Raw genomic sequence first — 15,948 nt, 5'->3', positions numbered from 1 at the left:
TATACAAGAGTTTTAAAACGTAGTTATTTACTTGGAATAGTATGAATAAAATCATATCACCACGCGTAAGGTTTAATGTAAGATTTTGATAATTATTAGAAATTAAGAAAAGGGGATCGGGTTACTCAGATATGAATTTAGACTGGGAGTTTATCTACGAGAGTTTGCCGCTTTATGGTGAGGCGATGTGGCTGACAGTGAAGCTAGCGTTGTTAGCTATTGTATTCTCACTCCTTATTGGATTACTGTTCAGTATCGTCTTGTACTATAAGGTCAAAATCGTCAGTGATGTTATTAAGATCTACATTGAGCTTTCACGGAACACCCCTTTACTTGTGCAGCTCTTTTTTCTTTACTATGGCTTACCTAAGATCGGAATTCACTTTAGTGAAATGACCTGTGCGATTGTAGGCATGACATTTTTGGGCGGGAGCTATATGACGGAGGCTTTTCGAAGTGGGTTCGAGGCAGTTAGCCAATCGCAGATTGAATCAGGTCAGAGCATTGGACTGTCTAAGCTGCAGCTGGTCAGATATGTTATTTTTCCCCAAGCCTTTGCGATAAGTATTCCTTCTTTAGGGGCAAATGCGATCTTTCTGCTGAAGGAGACCTCTATTGTAGGTGCCATTGCTTTAATGGATTTGATGAATGTGGCAAAAGACTTGATCGGCATGCATTACAAAACAGCGGAGTCTCTGCTCCTTCTGGTACTCGCCTATTTGGTGTTAGTCCTGCCCTTATCGCTTTTATTGACTTGGGTGGAAAGGAAGGTGAGATATGCAGAATTCGGGGATTGAGGTGCTTTTTGAAGGTTCTAATTTCGAACGATTATTAGGGGGCTTACTTGTAACGATTGAAATTTCATTTCTCTCTATTGGAATCGGTACGTTATTAGGGATCGTTATGGGATTGCTCCGGACGCTGGGATCGAGGCCATTAAGGTTTATATTACGTCTTTATTTGGAGACCTTTAGAATTATTCCGATTCTAGTGTGGCTGTATGTAGTACATTTCAGTTTCTCTCCATTACTTCATATCGATATCAGCGGGGAGGCTACCTCTATATTGGTGTTCAGCTTATGGGGAGCTGCGGAAATTGGCGATCTTGTTCGTGGAGCTTTGCAATCTATGCCAAAACATCAGGTGGAATCTGCCAGGGCGCTAGGTCTGAGCAGCAGTCAACTTTATCGGCATATTTTGATCCCGCAGGCTGTACGCAGAATGCTGCCGGGAATGATTAATCTTGCCACACGAATGATCAAGACAACATCACTGGTGGTGCTGATTGGAGTGATTGAGGTGGTAAAGATCGGGCAGCAGATCATTGAACTCGGCGTGATAAAAGCGCCCACCGCTTCATTCTGGGTATACGGCTTTATCTTTATATTATATTTTTCTGTATGTTTTCCGTTATCCAGACTTTCGAAAAAAGTTGAAAGCAGATGGCAAAATTAAGGCTTAGGAAGGAACGGTTGTAATGGCAGATTCCGGAGAACTCCTGCTGGAGGTTACACAATTACACAAATATTTTGGAGAGCGAAAGGTTCTGGACGGCATTGAATTGCAGGTCGAAAAAGGAGAAGTAATCGTTATTCTCGGTCCCTCTGGCTGTGGAAAAAGTACGTTCCTACGTTGTCTTAACGGTTTGGAACCGGTTCAGGAAGGCGCGATACAATATCGTGGGCAGAACCTCGCGGGGGCTGCTGTAGATTGGCGTGAAGTTAGGCAGCATATCGGAATGGTCTTTCAAAATTATGAGTTATTCCCGCATATGACGGTTATGGATAACATTCTTCTAGGCCCTCTGAAAGTACAAAAGAGAGAGCTTAAAGAAGCAACGCAGCAAGCGGAACAGCTCTTAGAGCGGGTTGGGCTGCTTGAGCGTAAACTGGACTATCCACGCCAGCTTTCCGGTGGACAAAAGCAGAGAATAGCTATAGTAAGAGCTTTATGTATGAATCCGGAGATTATGTTATTTGATGAAGTGACAGCATCCTTGGATCCGGAAATGGTTCGGGAAGTGCTTGATGTCATCTTAGGGCTTGCTCAGCAAGGAATGACGATGATCATCGTGACTCATGAAATGGGGTTTGCCAAATCGGTTGGGGATCGGATCGTGTTTATGGATCAAGGCAAGATATGTGAGATCGCTGCCCCGCAACAATTTTTTACCCACCCTGCGACAGAACGTGCCCAGCATTTTCTGGATATATTTCAGTACGAAAAATTATAGAAATAGGAGAGGAAGAGAAATGAAGAAAAGTTTGAAATGGCTAACGATGCTGGTAGGTGTAAGTATATTATTGATGGGATTGGCTGCTTGCGGAAATAGTTCGGATAACAACGGAAACTCAGCATCTTCTAAATTCACTTCTATTGAACAGCTAAAGAAGAAAGGGAAGATTAAGATCGGCGTATTTGCAGACAAACCACCTTTTGGTTATGTGGACGCTGAGGGTAAAAACCAAGGGTTTGATGTGTATATTGCCAAACGCTTTGCCAAGGATCTGCTAGGGGATGAATCGAAGGTTGAATTTGTGTTAGTTGATGCTGCCAGCCGCGTGGCATATCTTGAATCGGGTAAGGTTGATATCATTATGGCTAACTTTACGGTCACCGAGGAAAGAAAAGAAAAAGTGGATTTTGCTAATCCGTACATGAAATTGTCCTTTGGGATCGTATCCCCAGACAGTGCTCCAATCACTTCCATTGATCAATTAAAAGGGAACAAGCAAAAGCTCATTGTAGCTAAAGGTACGACAGCGGAAACCTATTTTACCAAAGAATATCCGGATATTGAATTGCTCAAATTCGATCAGTACACCGAGATTTTTGCAGCGCTTAAAGATGGTCGGGGGGCGGCAATCGCTAACGATAATACAGAACTCATTGCTTGGGCTAAATCAAATCCTGGATTTACGGTCAGCATTCCTGCTTTCGGGGGTCAGGATACAATAGCTCCAGCAGTGGCAAAGGGGAATAAGGAATTGCTGGACTGGATTAATACAGAACTTGATACCCTTGGTAAAGAACAATTTATCCATCAAGCCTACAAAGAAACCTTAAATGAAATTTACGGTGAAGGATATACTGATGAGCTTGTCGTTGAAGGCGGGAAAATCCAGTAACGGATTGGGAATAACATTGCGGGGGCATCTGAGAAGATGCCTTTTCTACAGATAGACTATTGCAATTTCTATAATGCCGAGTATAATACTGGGTATACACAGAATAAGGAGTCGGTGAAAATGTCTGTCGATGATTATCTGGATCTTCTAAACTACGCAAAAGCAATTAACGATGGACAGTGGCATGCTGACATCATAGACCGTTTGAATAAGCTGAGTAAGGCTTCTCATGCTGAGACAACAGAACAAAGTGTGAAAGAGCTGTGGATTCAATTCGACGATATAAATGCAATATTAATGGATTTATTTAATAAGCTGAGGGAAAGTGCGGATCCAGTAGAGCAGTACCGGTGGAAAGAGAAAGTCTGGGAGTTAAAGCAGGAACGGATTAATCTATCGAAGAAGATTCAGAGTAGATATATCAGGATATAATTTAAGCTCACATTGTAATAATAAATAGAAAATAAAAAAAGGCATGCAGTTAGTCTGCTCTGCCAAACTTACGATGGTCTATAGGCTACTTAGACATTTGCATTCCTTCGCGCATCATTGTCATACACATAGTCATCATTTCATCGCAGTCCTGCATTTTTTTCATCATCATATCCATGTTCATATCCATCATGCCCATTTCAGACATTTTTTCCATGCCCATCTTCATACAGTTCATCTTAGACATCATATCATCCATACACATGTTCATCATCATTTCCATACACATCTTGTCCATTTTTAATTCCTCCCTTCTTTTAAATTACCTTTCTTCCATAAAATACTATACAATTTAGGAACAATCAACGCTAGATTTGATATTTTACTAACTTATTTTTCTTATTTGTCGTAATTATGTATATCCTTACCATACGGATGTTATTAATCAGAATACTTAATTGCGGATGGTGACTATTGGCTAGATTGCCTCAGGTCAGCGTTTTTTTGCGTTCTACAGAGTGAGGAATTAACGAGCCGGATCATCACTCTGGGATAAACGAGAAGACACTGCCATAGGTCCCTGTAAATACGGGCTGACCAAATTTTTGTGTCCATTCCTTGAGTAGTTTATAGGGGACCTTTTTGCTCGTAATTACATAATCGGGCTGATCGTAATTAACGATCTCGGGAAGGTATTCAGAGAATCCGTGCATCGAGCGTTCAAAAGCAGTCCAACCCAATACGCCAAGAGAATCTTTTGTCACGAAGGGATCTTGTCTGCCATCACATAACACATCTCCCCCTCGAAACATGACATAGCCGGATGAACCGTAGTGGGCGAGAACTTTCGGACGTGTACCTTCAGATGTATGCTGTAGAATATAGTCCATTTCATCGACAGGATATTTTTTGGCGTCAATAACTGGTGGTACAAGGAATAGATAAGCAATGTTTAGCAGCAGGCCAACTGCCAGTAACCCTCGTAATGTACTTTGTCGGACTAGAATACCTGTTTTGGTGAATTCAGGAAGCGCATCAAAAAATACAGCCGCAAAATAGGGGATGAACAGCCACATAAACAGGTTTTGCTTGAAGTTTGATACACCGAGGTATAGAATCCCAAGCATAAGAAAAAAACGGAACGGTTTACGCTGGAGTGCAAAAGGAAGTGTGCAGGCAAAGAACAAAAGCAATAGTAAGATGGGCAAATTCTCCAAGCTATTGAACCGAATCGGCTGCCATTCATTGATCAGCAGGTTAAAGTTCTTTTTCGTAACTGTCAAAATAAACAAGAGACTTTTTACGCCGCCTGGATTTAGAATGCCAACGAACCAGACGAGACTGAAGACTATGATTTTACGCCCATTCAGCGTTTTTTGGATCAAGGATTCAAGCAGAGCCATCCCTGTAAATACAGCAATTACAAGCCATACTCCTGCATGGAAATTGGCAATGGCAATAGAAAGAGCAATCATCGCAGCGGCATATTTCTTTTGAGAACTCATTTGATATTCACGTAAATATACGAAAAACCAGACAATCATAAACGAAGAGATCATCTGTGGACGGCCTTTGAAATAATTATAATAAATCCAGCAAGAAATTAGCAGCACAAAAGGGAGCAGGAGAACATGGTCTTCTTGAAGTCCCAGTTCTTTGCGTGAAACCTTGCCCAGCCGAAGCAATCCGAGCACTAAAAAGAACAAGCATACAGCGGTCAAAATATACACACCCGGCCATCCAAAAGCTGCATAAAGCGGGGCAACGAGCAGTTGGAATCCGAATTCATGAGGGACGTAGGGCAGCTTATCTCCGTAAAAAGTATGTATGGCATGATGTAGAACTTGTCCGTGCTCGATCATATATTGTCCTAGCTCTATATGCCAGAAGGTATCGGGATCATTGTAAGAAAATTTAGGGAACATCAGCAAGATAGCGGCTATAACGAATATGCCATACAAAAATTTGTGTATATTGAATTTCATCATTATTTTGTTTTCCCCCCGTTTTTTGTTCAATTATAACGAGACTTTCTTAAGGAATAGTAAAATTTATGAAGCGGAGTGAACACTCATGCATCAACTATTTACGTGGATATCTGAATCCGCGCTTCACCTTGTCAATTCTATGGGCATTTGGGGCATATGGTTAGGGATGATTCTAGAGAGTGCCTGTATTCCCATTCCCAGTGAAGTGATTATGCTCAGCGGTGGCTGGCTGATTGCGCAAGGCTCGCTTACTTTTATGGAAGTTGCTGTCGCTGGGATATTCGGAAACCTACTGGGTTCCATCATTGCCTACTATATTGGTAAGGCTGGTGGACGCCGGTTATTAGAAAAATACGGAAAATATATTCTCCTAAATGAGCATCATTTGGAGCAATCGGAGCGTTGGTTCGAGCGTTATGGAGAGAGTACCGTATTTTTTACTCGTATGTTGCCCTTTATTCGTACTTTTATCTCACTGCCCGCAGGGGTTGCTGGAATGAAAGCTTGGAGATTCATAACATTTACAGCACTCGGCTGTATCCCGTGGAACTTAGCTTTGATCTATCTGGGATACCGCTTAGGTGACAACTGGGGTATCGTGGAGCAATTTATTCGCCCAATCAGTTATACCATTTGCGGAATCGTGGTGCTTCTTGTGTTGAGGTGGTTAGTACGGAGATTTCGTAACCAGACTTAATGCCAGTTCTTCGGGTGTTTTCTGGTGTTTTCTGCTCGGTGAGCCTCCGCAGCTAAATATGGATAAATAAAGGTCAGGAACGTCGAGGCTAGAATTAACTGTTATATGTTGAATGCATTCTATATTCAAGGATAATCTACTTATGTCTGGGAGGTTTGAAATGAAGGTCAAACGAATCGTCGCCAATATAAACACGAAGGATCTCACGGCAGCTAAATGCTTTTACGAGGATGTGCTCGGTCTTGATTTAATGATGGATCATGGTTGGATTAGAACTTATGGTTTAGACGAGGAGATGAGTATTCAGATTAGTTTTGCCTCACAGGGTGGCTCAGAAACGCCTACGCCTGATCTATCAATTGAAGTCGATGATGTCGATGCTACATTTGAAAGCATGAAGAAAGCTGGATTTCCGATAGAATATGGGCTTGTTGATGAGCCTTGGGGTGTTCGGCGATTCTATGTCCGCGACCCGTTTGGCAAACTTATCAACATCCTTGAGCATAGACATTAGAAGAGTGGTCACGGCGTGCAGAAATCTTGATTGTTAAACTATCGAATAGCGATAGCTAAATGATGACATAAGGCAGCCGGTCAGTGGATCGGCTGTCTTTATTCAACTAACGGGCAGTTTTGCGTAAATACTAATTTTTCATTAATATATAAATATACCAATTTAGTGTTATATCTACCAAAACTCCGGAAGGGGAGTTCAAATGATGGAAAGTCGATGGATAATGCTAGCTGTGCTATGTCTGCTTCTGCTGTTAACCTCCTGCGACGACAACAAAGCGACAGAGACGCAGAACATAGCAATAGGACTGAATACGACTGAGGTGATCGAGTCAAGTGCTGCTCCGATAACCGTGTCAACGATTGAAGTGGACTCGCCTTCTTACGAAGCTGGACTCACCTACGAATTAACCATGAAAGCTGCAAATGAGAAAGCCGATCTCCTTACGAAAGGTTACGATACTAACAGTGTACAGTACGCCCTTATTGATCATGGCAACATTGTTGTATCTGGCCAATCCGGCAGAAATGATGAGCAGGGACAGAAGACGCTCACGAAAGACACGATGTATGGGATCGCCTCGACGAGTAAAATGTTTACCACGGTTGCCGTTATGCAGTTGGTCGATCAAGGGAAAATCGATCTTGATACGCCGGTTGTCCATTATATCCCCGAGTTTACGATGAAGGATGCACGCTATAAGCAGATTACAGCGCGCATGCTGCTGAATCATTCTTCCGGTCTGAACGGATCATCGGTGATGAACGCCGATTTATTCGAAGATAACGACACCTATGCCCACGACACACTGCTGAAGCAACTGTCCGAGCAGACCTTGAAAGCAGACCCGGGCGCTTATTCGGTTTACTGCAATGACGGATTTACGCTGGCCGAGATTTTGGTCGAGCAGGTCAGCGGCATGGACTTTACCTCTTATATCCATCGATATATTACAGAACCTCTGGGTATGGCTAATACGGTGACGCCGCTCGATTCTCCGGATACGGCGAAGATGGCGGGACTCTATTATCATAACTATATAGGACAACTTCCCAACCAGACGATTAACATGATAGGGACTGGAGGTATCTATTCCACGGCAGAGGATTTGGCTCGATTTTCAACGATTTTCACGGGGGAAGCGGAAGAAGTCTTATCTGGTAGATCGGTTGCGGCCATGGCGCAAAACGAGTACAAGATGCCTTTGTGGCCTGACGATGCGGACAACTCAATCGAATACGGTCTAGGCTGGGACAGCGTCAATCTGTATCCGTTCAGCGAATACGGAATAAAGGCATTGACCAAAGGCGGGGACGTCACTCTCTATCACGCGTCACTCGTTGTGCTTCCAGAGCAGGAGATGGCGGTAGCTGTTGTCTCTTCCGGTGGGAGCGGCACGTACGACCAGCTTTTGGCGAACGAAATCCTACTTCAGGCGCTGAAGGAGAAAGGTATAATTGCTGAAATCAAGCCTGAGAAGTCTTACGGCGTGCCGGTAAAGGCAGATATGCCAGAATCCATGCTGCAGTATTCGGGAATCTATGGTACGTATATAGGAACGTTTAACATCGATATTAACGAAGGCGGCGTCATGTCCATTACTTCGGAGCAGCCATCTGATAACCCGGTACAGATCTACGAGTATTCTGCGGACGGCACGTTTAAGAGTGCGGATGGGAAAGTGATGATCAGCTTTGTGACGAATAAGAATGGCCGCACTTACTTATGGATTCGTCAATACGTTTCGGTGCCAGCTCTTGGGCAGACGGCTCTGTCAGAGTACAACGCGGAAAAGCTCCAGCCTCAAGATCTTTCGACAAAGACAAAAAAAGCATGGATGCAGCGCGACGGCAAGAAGTATTATCTGCTGAATGGGAAGTATACGTCGATTTCTTATTTGACATCGGTAACCATCAACTTGAATGTGTCGAAACAGTTGCCTGGATACGTGTTTGATAAGCGAATAACCGGCCCGAATACGGCCATCTCCGAATTGCAAATACCGGGAATGAGCGGGCGAGATCTTTTAGGTCTTACGTTCTTTACACAAGACGGCGTTGAGTACCTAAAGATGGGTGAAATCCTCTTAGTGAACGAGGATGCCGTGAAGCCTTTTAACTTCACTAAGATGTCAACCGTTACAATTCTGCCTGACGGATACGCCCAATGGTATGCGATAAGCGAAAAGGACAGGGGGAAGATCGTTAAGGTGAGCATGTCCCCGAACACTTCCTTCGCTGTTTATAATGCCAGGGGAAAATGCATCTACTTCAGTGTCATCGGTGGCAAGGATCAGGTCGAACTGCCCGCGGGAGGATCTATTGTTTTCGCCGGAGATGCTGGTACGAAGTTCGAGATTACCACTCAGTAACTTCGCAGTAGGCATTTCATAACGAGTCAAGATATAGTCCTGCCTATATGAAAGTAGATTCCCTAAGAAAAGTTGGATAAACTAAAAAGATACATAAAAAGTGCCTTGATTCATTCTAATAGGAAACAATAGCTTAATCTAAAACGAAGGTAGCTGGTCTATATGAACGGCTACCTTCGTTGCGCTAAAGGACACATTTTCCCTTAATCTATATAGAATTGAAGATGAGATAGCAGGAAATCTTGCATCAGCTAGGGAATACCAAATTATGGATTTATAAATGTACATGAAAGGTTGATCCTAGTTTATGAATGACCATAATCTCATCTTCGTAGCAAAAGCGAAAATGATGCTTGTATACCCTTTGCTGCTTGCCCTGATCGTTATACTTGTGGTCAGTAGCCTTACTGCCTGCGATAATTCCACCGCAGGCAAGACAGCAAGTAAATCTGCGCAGCCGACTATAGTGACACCTGTGGTAGCGCAAGCATCAGGCAGCATTTATCTGTACGGTGAAGCACACGGCGTAGCCAAGATATTGGACAAGGAATATAAATTGTGGTCTCAATACTACCATAACGAGGGCATGAGACACTTATTCGTCGAGCTGCCCTATTTTACCGCCGAATACTTGAATCTATGGATGCAGTCGGACAATGATGATATTTTAGAGGAGATTTATGATGATTGGGAACGGACACGTAGTCACAACCCTGATGTCAAAGAGTTCTACAAAAAAATAAAGAGCGAGTGTCCGGAGACGATTTTCCACGGCACAGACATCGGGCATCAATATGAAACTACCGGGAGCCGCTATTTATCTTATCTTGTGGCAAACGATCTGGGAGAATCGGAGAAGTATACTTTAACAATGGAAGCGATCAGGCAAGGCCGTGTTTTTTACAGCAAAGAAGACGGCGTATATCGGGAAGACACGATGACGGAAAACTTTATTCGCGAATTTGAGAAGTTGGGCAATGAGAGCGTTATGGGCATTTACGGCTCAGCGCATACCGGGCTTGATGAAATGGACTATAAGACCCAATCCATCCCTTGTATGGGCAATCAATTACAGGAGCATTATGGCGATAACATTTATTCTGAGAACCTAAGTTGGATTGCTAAAGATATTGAGCCATCCAGAGTAGATTACATCTCCTTACAGGGCAAGGAATATGCAGCATCTTATTTTGGTAAGCAGGATTTGAACGGGTTCAAGGATTACGCCTATCGAGAATTTTGGCGATTGGAGGACGCCTATGAAGATATCAAAGACCTTCCACTGGTGGACAATTATCTTCCTTACGATAACTATCTGATGCCGATAGAAGTAGGCCAGGTCTTTGTGGTCAAAAGCACCAAAACAGACGGTTCAGTGCAAAGAGATTACTATCTGTCTAGCGGCCAAGTTGTGGAGGGTGTGAACTCAACACAACAATTCACAGCAGAGTGACGATCAGTAATATGATGATTATCTCAAGTACAACACGCTCGCTCATGCATCGGGCGTTCATAAAAGCTAATTGGGAAAATTGTCACGTGCCGAAAATGAGTGCTCGGTTGATATAAGAGTGGCTCCAAAATTCACCGCTTCAACCAAAGTGGTGAACCGTAGGTATGGGTAAGTTTTTTTACTGATTGCATTACGCTAACGGGACACGTTAGTTCAATAAACATGATAAGGCAGCCCGTCAGTCAATGCGATCAGCTGCCTTCATTCAACTAACGGGCAGTTTTGTACAAGAAAAAATGATGAACTGGAATAAACACGTGCAGTACTGATGGATGAAAAAGGTGAATATATGGATTCAAATGAACTAAAACCTTTAATGAACAACACAAAATGGGAAGAAATAAGACAAGCAATGCTTAACTATGCCTTTCCAACCAAATGGAGGACTAAAGACATTGATACTGGCTATATCAGCCTTTGGGATGGAGATTGGTATTACCATTTTTCAGATGGTGGTTACAAATTTATTGAGTGGTTAGAAATTCATGCTGAAGATGACTCGATAAATGCTGATTTAATTCAAATCTTGAAAAAAATACATGTTCCAGGTGAAGTAACTACCGACTCCATCATAATTTATGGATATAACAAAACTAATGAATTCATTGATTATATATAATACGCTTCACCTCAATGCTTCCAAACACAAAGTACAGTTTGACCATTAAATGTATATCTGTATATAAAAGAAAAAACACTCCTGACAATGGAGTGTTTTATTATTATTCAAATTTATTTGAAGTCCATGTAGCAATTCCATTCATTGGACATGCAACAACTAGCCAGTTATCAGATTCTACTCCCACCTGCCAACATTCATACTTCTCATGAAAACCAATAACAAATAGTATGCTACCTGATTCAAAGCTTATAATTAAATGTGGAGTGCTGTCTCCCAATTGTATATCTATAATCTTTTCACGTCTCACCTTTATGATCTGACTGTATTTTTCTTCCTCAGAAAAATCTGCAATTTGGCTTTCATTACTAGGGTATTGAGAGGGAACTGAATCAAATATAGTCCACTTTGATTCAATGTTCAGGTACATTTGACCAGCTAAATCATCGAACTCGTTCAGCGAAGTCTCTATTTTCTTTATTCATTCCGTTCCCCAGCTCTTTTCATCAACGTATAAGCCCGAATCATTACACCATATCTTGGATTTGTTGGTGTTGGCTTTTCGCTTCAAATTTCGCGTTTTGGCATTTTGCTCTCATCCATGTACAGCAGATTCCAGCGGTGACCGTCCAGGTCGGCAAATCCTGCGCCGTACATCCAGCCGTCAGTTTCACTTGGCTTGCCAAAGATGTTTCCTCCGGCAGACTCTGCTTTTTGGATAAAAGCATCTACTTCTTCTCTGCTTTCAGCACCAATGGAGAAGATTACTTCAGCGCTATGGGAAGTATCTGCGGTTTTTGAACCAGTAAATTTCTCAAACGCCGCATCCGGGAACAGCAGAATTGTTGTTTGACCTATTACAAGCTTAGCTCTCTCGTTCCCAACACTCACCGCTTGGAATCCAAGCTCATTGAAAAAGGCAGTTGACCTCTCAACATCTTTGACTGGCAGGTTAATCCAAATCTCCTGTGACATGGCTGTAGCCTCCTAATATATTTTCATTCCTACTATACTCTACTTCTGGCAGCAGAAGCGATCTCTTTCGCAACTCACCTTTAATTGAAATACTCGATAGTTTTCTCAATAAATGACTTGGCCGATTTTGTCAGAAAACGGTCGGACCGATGAATGATCTCAAAGTGACGATATGGCGGATCGTCTGTAATTCGGATGCAGCGTAATGTTGGTTCATTCATTGCTTGGATCAAACGGTAAGGCAGCAATGTTCCTCCGACGTTGGCTTTCACCAAGCTAATAATGGAAGTTGCCGAACTGGTCTCCATTATCGTATTTAAGCTGAATCCATATTTACGGCAATAGCCATCAACCAATTCTCTGCCTGTAAATCCTTCGGGGAACATCACAGTTTGGATATTACGCAGTTCCTGGATTACAATCGTGCTTCGTTCAGCCCAATCATGATTCTCAGAAACGACAAGTACATATTCTTCACTGCACAAGGGAATGCGTACAAGCCGATCATCTGGAGCAGAGGTGATCTCGATCCCGATGTCTACTTCATTATCCAGTACTTGATTCAAGACGTAGATCGATGAGATAAGCTTCAGCTGCACCTTGGGGAATCGCGTATGAAAATTCACGAGCAATGGGGTGAGCCGGTAGTCTAGATCGGAAGGGAGAACACCAATTACCAACCGACCTCGTTGATCATTGCGTAATTCAGCTAACGCATCCTGGGTATTCTGTAAATGCCGAATCATCTGTACACAGTGCTCCAAAAACAGATTTCCTGCTTGAGTCATCACAATCTTTTTGCCGACTCGGTCAAATAAGGGAACTCCGAGTTCATCCTCAAGCGCGCGTATTTGTTGACTCAACGTAGGCTGAGATATGCCAAGCTTCTCAGCTGCTCGTGTAAAATGAAGCTCCTCACACACAGCAATGAAGTTTTCCATCTGACGAATCTCCATATGAATGACCTCTAATCATTGGTTTTAGTAATCATTTTAATAGAAACTATAGTATTGTTCAATCATTGTAATGATTCTATACTTAATCGTGCCCTCCCAAAGATCTGTTATTAACAAAGGGTCATGGGAGAATGCAGCGATACTACTACCATGAGGTGATTCATAATGAAACTTTTTTATATCGTCTTGGCGCTTATCCTGGCTTCACTGAATTTACGACCACCCATTACATCCATTTCTCCTCTAATGAGCATCATTCAGAATGATCTGGGTATAAGCGGGATTACCGCCAGTTTGTTAACCACACTTCCGGTATTATGCATGGGCATATTTGCTCCGTTCTCCGTACGATTAAGCAGAAGGTGGGGAAATGAGGGCGCAATTGTTCTGGCTTTAATCCTCATTGGGTTAGGTACGGGATTACGATGGTTTGTTGGTACAACTCCTTTGATGATGTTCACTTCTTTTCTTTCCGGTGTAGGAATTGCATTGGCAGGGCCGCTGTTGTCCAGTTTCATTAAGCAGTACTTCCCTGACCGAGTGGCATCCATGGTGGGTATTTACTCTACAGCGATGGTGATGGGGGCCAGCATTAGTGTGGGACTATCGGTCCCGCTGCAGCATACGCTGGGTGGTTCGTGGAGAGGCTCGTTGGCTGTATGGGCATTACTCGCAGCTATTGCATTGCCGATTTGGTTAAGATTAGCCTGGTCTGCGCGCACAGATCGACAATCCGGTAAAATCTCGAGTGTACTTAATGCACCACTTCCGGTGAACAACAAACGTGCCTGGGTGCTGACATTATTCTTCGGGCTGATGGCAGCGATCTTCTATTCGTTGACCGCTTGGCTTGCGCCAGCAATCCAAAGCCAGGGGTATAGTCAAGAGACGGCCGGCAAAATCCAAACTTTATTTACCTTGATATCGCTGCCCTCTACTTTGTTCATTCCGATGCTTGTACATCGTTACCAAAGACGTGTATTCTGGCTTGTCGGGTGTGCAATATTAGAGTTGACGGGTGTCTTGATGCTGAACCTATCCGTTAGCCCCTGGCTCGCGGCGATTCCGCTCGGTATTGGGGCGGGTGGGCTGTTCCCGATTGCACTGATGTTGCCCATTGATGAAACAAGCAATGCTCAGGAAGCCAGTAGCTGGTCCGCAATGACCCAATCTGGTGGCTACATTCTCGGAGCGCTTGGGCCGCTAGCGATTGGCTGGCTCCACGATGCAACAGGTAGCTTCGTTCAAGCATTCTATGGTTTGTCTGTAATCATCGTGCTTCAGATTATCGTTCAAATGGCTATAGGAAATAAAAAAAGTTCTCCATCCATTTCTCGTGTCCATTAAAGATTCCGTGTGATAGCTTCATGTTGATCAATTAGTGAAGTTGTGCTTGCATGGACCTATGAACGTACGTGGTGTAATTCAACTAGCGGGCAGGATAATGAAATGAACTGTAGAAAAAAACCTATAAATGAAAGTAACAAAAGTGGAGAATTCTACCGACAGTTGAATAAAGCGCCTATGAAAATTCAACCACCGCTTGATAGGATTGCGTTTGAGGAAATGCTATGCTGTTTTCGACAGTGCGCACTGTACATTTTGTTTTATTGGAGGTATACAATGCTCGACTTGCGTAAAATTGGAGCTTATATTTCGAAGCTTCGCAAAGACCAGGATTTGACCCAATTGGAACTTGCCGATCAACTGAATGTAAGTCATCAAGCGGTATCGAAATGGGAACGGGGCGACTCGCTACCGGATATCGGAACGCTTCCGCAGTTTGCGAGGTTATTCGGCAAAACGGTAGACGACATTTTAAATGCAGGAGACAACTCAGAAAATCGGGAGCACCAGCACCTAGGAACGATCGTTGAGGAGATCGCAGAGAACAGGCCGGACCAAGTTGCAGAGATGGTCAATACCGGTGAGATGAAGGTGGAAGAGCTTGTAGAAGTAGCACCGTTTGTAAAAGCAAGCGCTCTGCATAAGGTTACAGAACGATTAGACAGCAGCGTCCTTAAGTTAGACGTGATCATGCGGCTGGCTCCGTTCCTTGGAACAGATACATTGGATGAACTGGTTCGTCAGGCAGAAGAGGGCGAAATTGTGTGGAATGCCATTACTGGACTCGCTCCATTCGTCAGCAGCGACACATTAAGCCGACTGGTAGATAAATCGATTGACGGTTCCTTAGAAGTGCACAATCTTGTTGGAATTGCCCCGTTTCTTGAAAGAGAACATGTAGATCGGTTGGTTCAACAAGCAGAAGAGGGTAGCTTGAGCTGGCATTTCGTTCAAGGGCTGGCACCCTTTATTAGCAGAGAAACGTTAAGCCGCTTGGTAGACCGGGTTGCAGATGGCACTATTGATGCGAACCGGATCATAAGCCTCGCACCTTTTCTGGACAGGGAAAATCTCGAGAAGTTAATTAGTGGAGTCGAAGCTGAACATCTTAGCCCAGATCTGCTGGCAAGCCTTGCTCCTTTCGTCGATCAAGGGACATTGAGTAGAATGGTGACAAACTTATTAAATAAAGTAAAGTAGACACGTATATCGGAGATTGGTGATGCATAGGCAATGGCGTTAAGCTAACGGGAAACGCTAGTTCCATAAACACGATAAAGGCAGCCCGTCAGTAAATGTGATCGGCTGCCTTTATTCAACTAACGGGCAAGTTACCTTAATAAACTAAGTGGTGGATAAAATATAAATATAAGAGTTCTCTCCCGAACTATTAGAAAAAGTCATGGTA

17 protein-coding genes are annotated in these 15,948 nt (G+C 43.3%); 12 read left to right on the top strand and 5 right to left on the bottom strand.

The window, feature by feature from the left end; all coding sequences use genetic code 11:
* Positions 1-131 precede the first annotated feature (131 nt).
* The 5 genes from NSQ91_RS23185 (at position 132) to NSQ91_RS23165 (ending at position 3,560) form a co-directional block, all read left to right on the top strand.
* Positions 132-797, top strand: coding sequence for an amino acid ABC transporter permease (locus tag NSQ91_RS23185; RefSeq protein ID WP_076186917.1), 666 nt, complete (start codon positions 132-134; stop codon positions 795-797).
* Positions 778-1,455, top strand: a complete 678-nt coding sequence (locus NSQ91_RS23180; RefSeq protein WP_076130269.1) for an amino acid ABC transporter permease — start codon at positions 778-780, stop codon at positions 1,453-1,455. The genes NSQ91_RS23185 and NSQ91_RS23180 overlap by 20 nt, the downstream gene beginning before the upstream one ends.
* Before the next feature lie 22 nt (positions 1,456-1,477).
* A complete protein-coding gene (locus tag NSQ91_RS23175; RefSeq protein ID WP_076134604.1) occupies positions 1,478-2,233 on the top strand; it encodes an amino acid ABC transporter ATP-binding protein in 756 nt (251 codons plus the stop codon).
* A gap of 19 nt (positions 2,234-2,252) precedes the next feature.
* Positions 2,253-3,128: a cysteine ABC transporter substrate-binding protein gene (locus tag NSQ91_RS23170; protein WP_036683125.1), complete on the top strand. Its 876-nt coding sequence runs from the start codon at positions 2,253-2,255 to the stop codon at positions 3,126-3,128.
* A 120-nt stretch (positions 3,129-3,248) separates the two neighbouring features.
* Complete coding sequence (locus tag NSQ91_RS23165; RefSeq protein WP_076304685.1) at positions 3,249-3,560, top strand: hypothetical protein; 312 nt, start codon at positions 3,249-3,251, stop codon at positions 3,558-3,560.
* 85 nt (positions 3,561-3,645) lie between these two features.
* Here the strand turns inward: NSQ91_RS23165 and NSQ91_RS23160 are convergent, their stop codons facing one another.
* The gene (locus NSQ91_RS23160) at positions 3,646-3,858 is read right to left on the bottom strand and encodes a hypothetical protein (RefSeq protein WP_038572647.1); all 213 of its coding nucleotides are present in this window, start codon (positions 3,856-3,858) and stop codon (positions 3,646-3,648) included.
* 244 nt (positions 3,859-4,102) lie between these two features.
* Positions 4,103-5,548 carry a hypothetical protein gene (locus tag NSQ91_RS23155; protein WP_340394401.1) on the bottom strand — a complete coding sequence of 482 codons (1,446 nt, stop codon included), beginning with the start codon at positions 5,546-5,548 and terminating at the stop codon, positions 4,103-4,105.
* 85 nt (positions 5,549-5,633) lie between these two features.
* On the opposite strand from NSQ91_RS23155, the gene NSQ91_RS23150 reads away from it, so the two are divergent.
* The 5 genes from NSQ91_RS23150 (at position 5,634) to NSQ91_RS23130 (ending at position 11,262) form a co-directional block, all read left to right on the top strand.
* Positions 5,634-6,245 carry a DedA family protein gene (locus NSQ91_RS23150; protein WP_076130264.1) on the top strand — a complete coding sequence of 204 codons (612 nt, stop codon included), beginning with the start codon at positions 5,634-5,636 and terminating at the stop codon, positions 6,243-6,245.
* 160 nt (positions 6,246-6,405) lie between these two features.
* Positions 6,406-6,759 carry a VOC family protein gene (locus tag NSQ91_RS23145; protein ID WP_076186911.1) on the top strand — a complete coding sequence of 118 codons (354 nt, stop codon included), beginning with the start codon at positions 6,406-6,408 and terminating at the stop codon, positions 6,757-6,759.
* Between the two features lie 202 nt (positions 6,760-6,961).
* A complete protein-coding gene (locus NSQ91_RS23140; RefSeq protein ID WP_081387971.1) occupies positions 6,962-9,130 on the top strand; it encodes a serine hydrolase domain-containing protein in 2,169 nt (722 codons plus the stop codon).
* 307 nt (positions 9,131-9,437) lie between these two features.
* On the top strand, positions 9,438-10,583 hold the full coding sequence (locus tag NSQ91_RS23135) for a hypothetical protein (RefSeq protein ID WP_076304646.1): 1,146 nt from the start codon (positions 9,438-9,440) through the stop codon (positions 10,581-10,583).
* 328 nt (positions 10,584-10,911) lie between these two features.
* Positions 10,912-11,262, top strand: a complete 351-nt coding sequence (locus tag NSQ91_RS23130) for a DUF6678 family protein (protein WP_218641827.1) — start codon at positions 10,912-10,914, stop codon at positions 11,260-11,262.
* 103 nt (positions 11,263-11,365) lie between these two features.
* Here the strand turns inward: NSQ91_RS23130 and NSQ91_RS23125 are convergent, their stop codons facing one another.
* From NSQ91_RS23125 to NSQ91_RS23115, 3 genes are all read right to left on the bottom strand, one after another.
* Positions 11,366-11,692: a hypothetical protein gene (locus NSQ91_RS23125; RefSeq protein ID WP_143763901.1), complete on the bottom strand. Its 327-nt coding sequence runs from the start codon at positions 11,690-11,692 to the stop codon at positions 11,366-11,368.
* Between the two features lie 137 nt (positions 11,693-11,829).
* On the bottom strand, positions 11,830-12,237 hold the full coding sequence (locus NSQ91_RS23120; protein ID WP_076279218.1) for a VOC family protein: 408 nt from the start codon (positions 12,235-12,237) through the stop codon (positions 11,830-11,832).
* An 80-nt stretch (positions 12,238-12,317) separates the two neighbouring features.
* On the bottom strand, positions 12,318-13,178 hold the full coding sequence (locus NSQ91_RS23115; RefSeq protein ID WP_254848766.1) for a LysR family transcriptional regulator: 861 nt from the start codon (positions 13,176-13,178) through the stop codon (positions 12,318-12,320).
* Positions 13,179-13,358: 180 nt separating this feature from the next.
* Between NSQ91_RS23115 and NSQ91_RS23110 the strand changes: the two genes are divergently transcribed.
* Both NSQ91_RS23110 and NSQ91_RS23105 read left to right on the top strand, forming a co-directional pair.
* Positions 13,359-14,540, top strand: coding sequence for an MFS transporter (locus NSQ91_RS23110; protein WP_076304647.1), 1,182 nt, complete (start codon positions 13,359-13,361; stop codon positions 14,538-14,540).
* 276 nt (positions 14,541-14,816) lie between these two features.
* The gene (locus tag NSQ91_RS23105) at positions 14,817-15,740 is read left to right on the top strand and encodes a helix-turn-helix transcriptional regulator (protein ID WP_076218443.1); all 924 of its coding nucleotides are present in this window, start codon (positions 14,817-14,819) and stop codon (positions 15,738-15,740) included.
* Positions 15,741-15,948 lie beyond the last annotated feature (208 nt).

This window comes from Paenibacillus sp. FSL R7-0048 (genome assembly GCF_038004505.1).
GTDB classification, from domain to species: domain Bacteria; phylum Bacillota; class Bacilli; order Paenibacillales; family Paenibacillaceae; genus Paenibacillus_AQ; species Paenibacillus_AQ odorifer.
Note: the sequence above shows the minus strand (reverse complement) of the source record. Positions and strands in the feature narration are given on the sequence as shown.

What these genes read in the sequence shown, in the direction of transcription:
- NSQ91_RS23185 (WP_076186917.1), top strand. Translation starts at nt 132, where the DNA reads ATGAATTTAGACTGGGAGTTTATCTACGAGAGTTTGCCGCTTTATGGT.
- NSQ91_RS23180 (WP_076130269.1), top strand. Translation starts at nt 778, where the DNA reads ATGCAGAATTCGGGGATTGAGGTGCTTTTTGAAGGTTCTAATTTCGAA.
- NSQ91_RS23175 (WP_076134604.1), top strand. Translation starts at nt 1,478, where the DNA reads ATGGCAGATTCCGGAGAACTCCTGCTGGAGGTTACACAATTACACAAA.
- NSQ91_RS23170 (WP_036683125.1), top strand. Translation starts at nt 2,253, where the DNA reads ATGAAGAAAAGTTTGAAATGGCTAACGATGCTGGTAGGTGTAAGTATA.
- NSQ91_RS23165 (WP_076304685.1), top strand. Translation starts at nt 3,249, where the DNA reads ATGTCTGTCGATGATTATCTGGATCTTCTAAACTACGCAAAAGCAATT.
- NSQ91_RS23160 (WP_038572647.1), bottom strand. Translation starts at nt 3,858, where the DNA reads ATGGACAAGATGTGTATGGAAATGATGATGAACATGTGTATGGATGAT.
- NSQ91_RS23155 (WP_340394401.1), bottom strand. Translation starts at nt 5,548, where the DNA reads ATGATGAAATTCAATATACACAAATTTTTGTATGGCATATTCGTTATA.
- NSQ91_RS23150 (WP_076130264.1), top strand. Translation starts at nt 5,634, where the DNA reads ATGCATCAACTATTTACGTGGATATCTGAATCCGCGCTTCACCTTGTC.
- NSQ91_RS23145 (WP_076186911.1), top strand. Translation starts at nt 6,406, where the DNA reads ATGAAGGTCAAACGAATCGTCGCCAATATAAACACGAAGGATCTCACG.
- NSQ91_RS23140 (WP_081387971.1), top strand. Translation starts at nt 6,962, where the DNA reads ATGATGGAAAGTCGATGGATAATGCTAGCTGTGCTATGTCTGCTTCTG.
- NSQ91_RS23135 (WP_076304646.1), top strand. Translation starts at nt 9,438, where the DNA reads ATGAATGACCATAATCTCATCTTCGTAGCAAAAGCGAAAATGATGCTT.
- NSQ91_RS23130 (WP_218641827.1), top strand. Translation starts at nt 10,912, where the DNA reads ATGGATGAAAAAGGTGAATATATGGATTCAAATGAACTAAAACCTTTA.
- NSQ91_RS23125 (WP_143763901.1), bottom strand. Translation starts at nt 11,692, where the DNA reads ATGTACCTGAACATTGAATCAAAGTGGACTATATTTGATTCAGTTCCC.
- NSQ91_RS23120 (WP_076279218.1), bottom strand. Translation starts at nt 12,237, where the DNA reads ATGTCACAGGAGATTTGGATTAACCTGCCAGTCAAAGATGTTGAGAGG.
- NSQ91_RS23115 (WP_254848766.1), bottom strand. Translation starts at nt 13,178, where the DNA reads ATGGAAAACTTCATTGCTGTGTGTGAGGAGCTTCATTTTACACGAGCA.
- NSQ91_RS23110 (WP_076304647.1), top strand. Translation starts at nt 13,359, where the DNA reads ATGAAACTTTTTTATATCGTCTTGGCGCTTATCCTGGCTTCACTGAAT.
- NSQ91_RS23105 (WP_076218443.1), top strand. Translation starts at nt 14,817, where the DNA reads ATGCTCGACTTGCGTAAAATTGGAGCTTATATTTCGAAGCTTCGCAAA.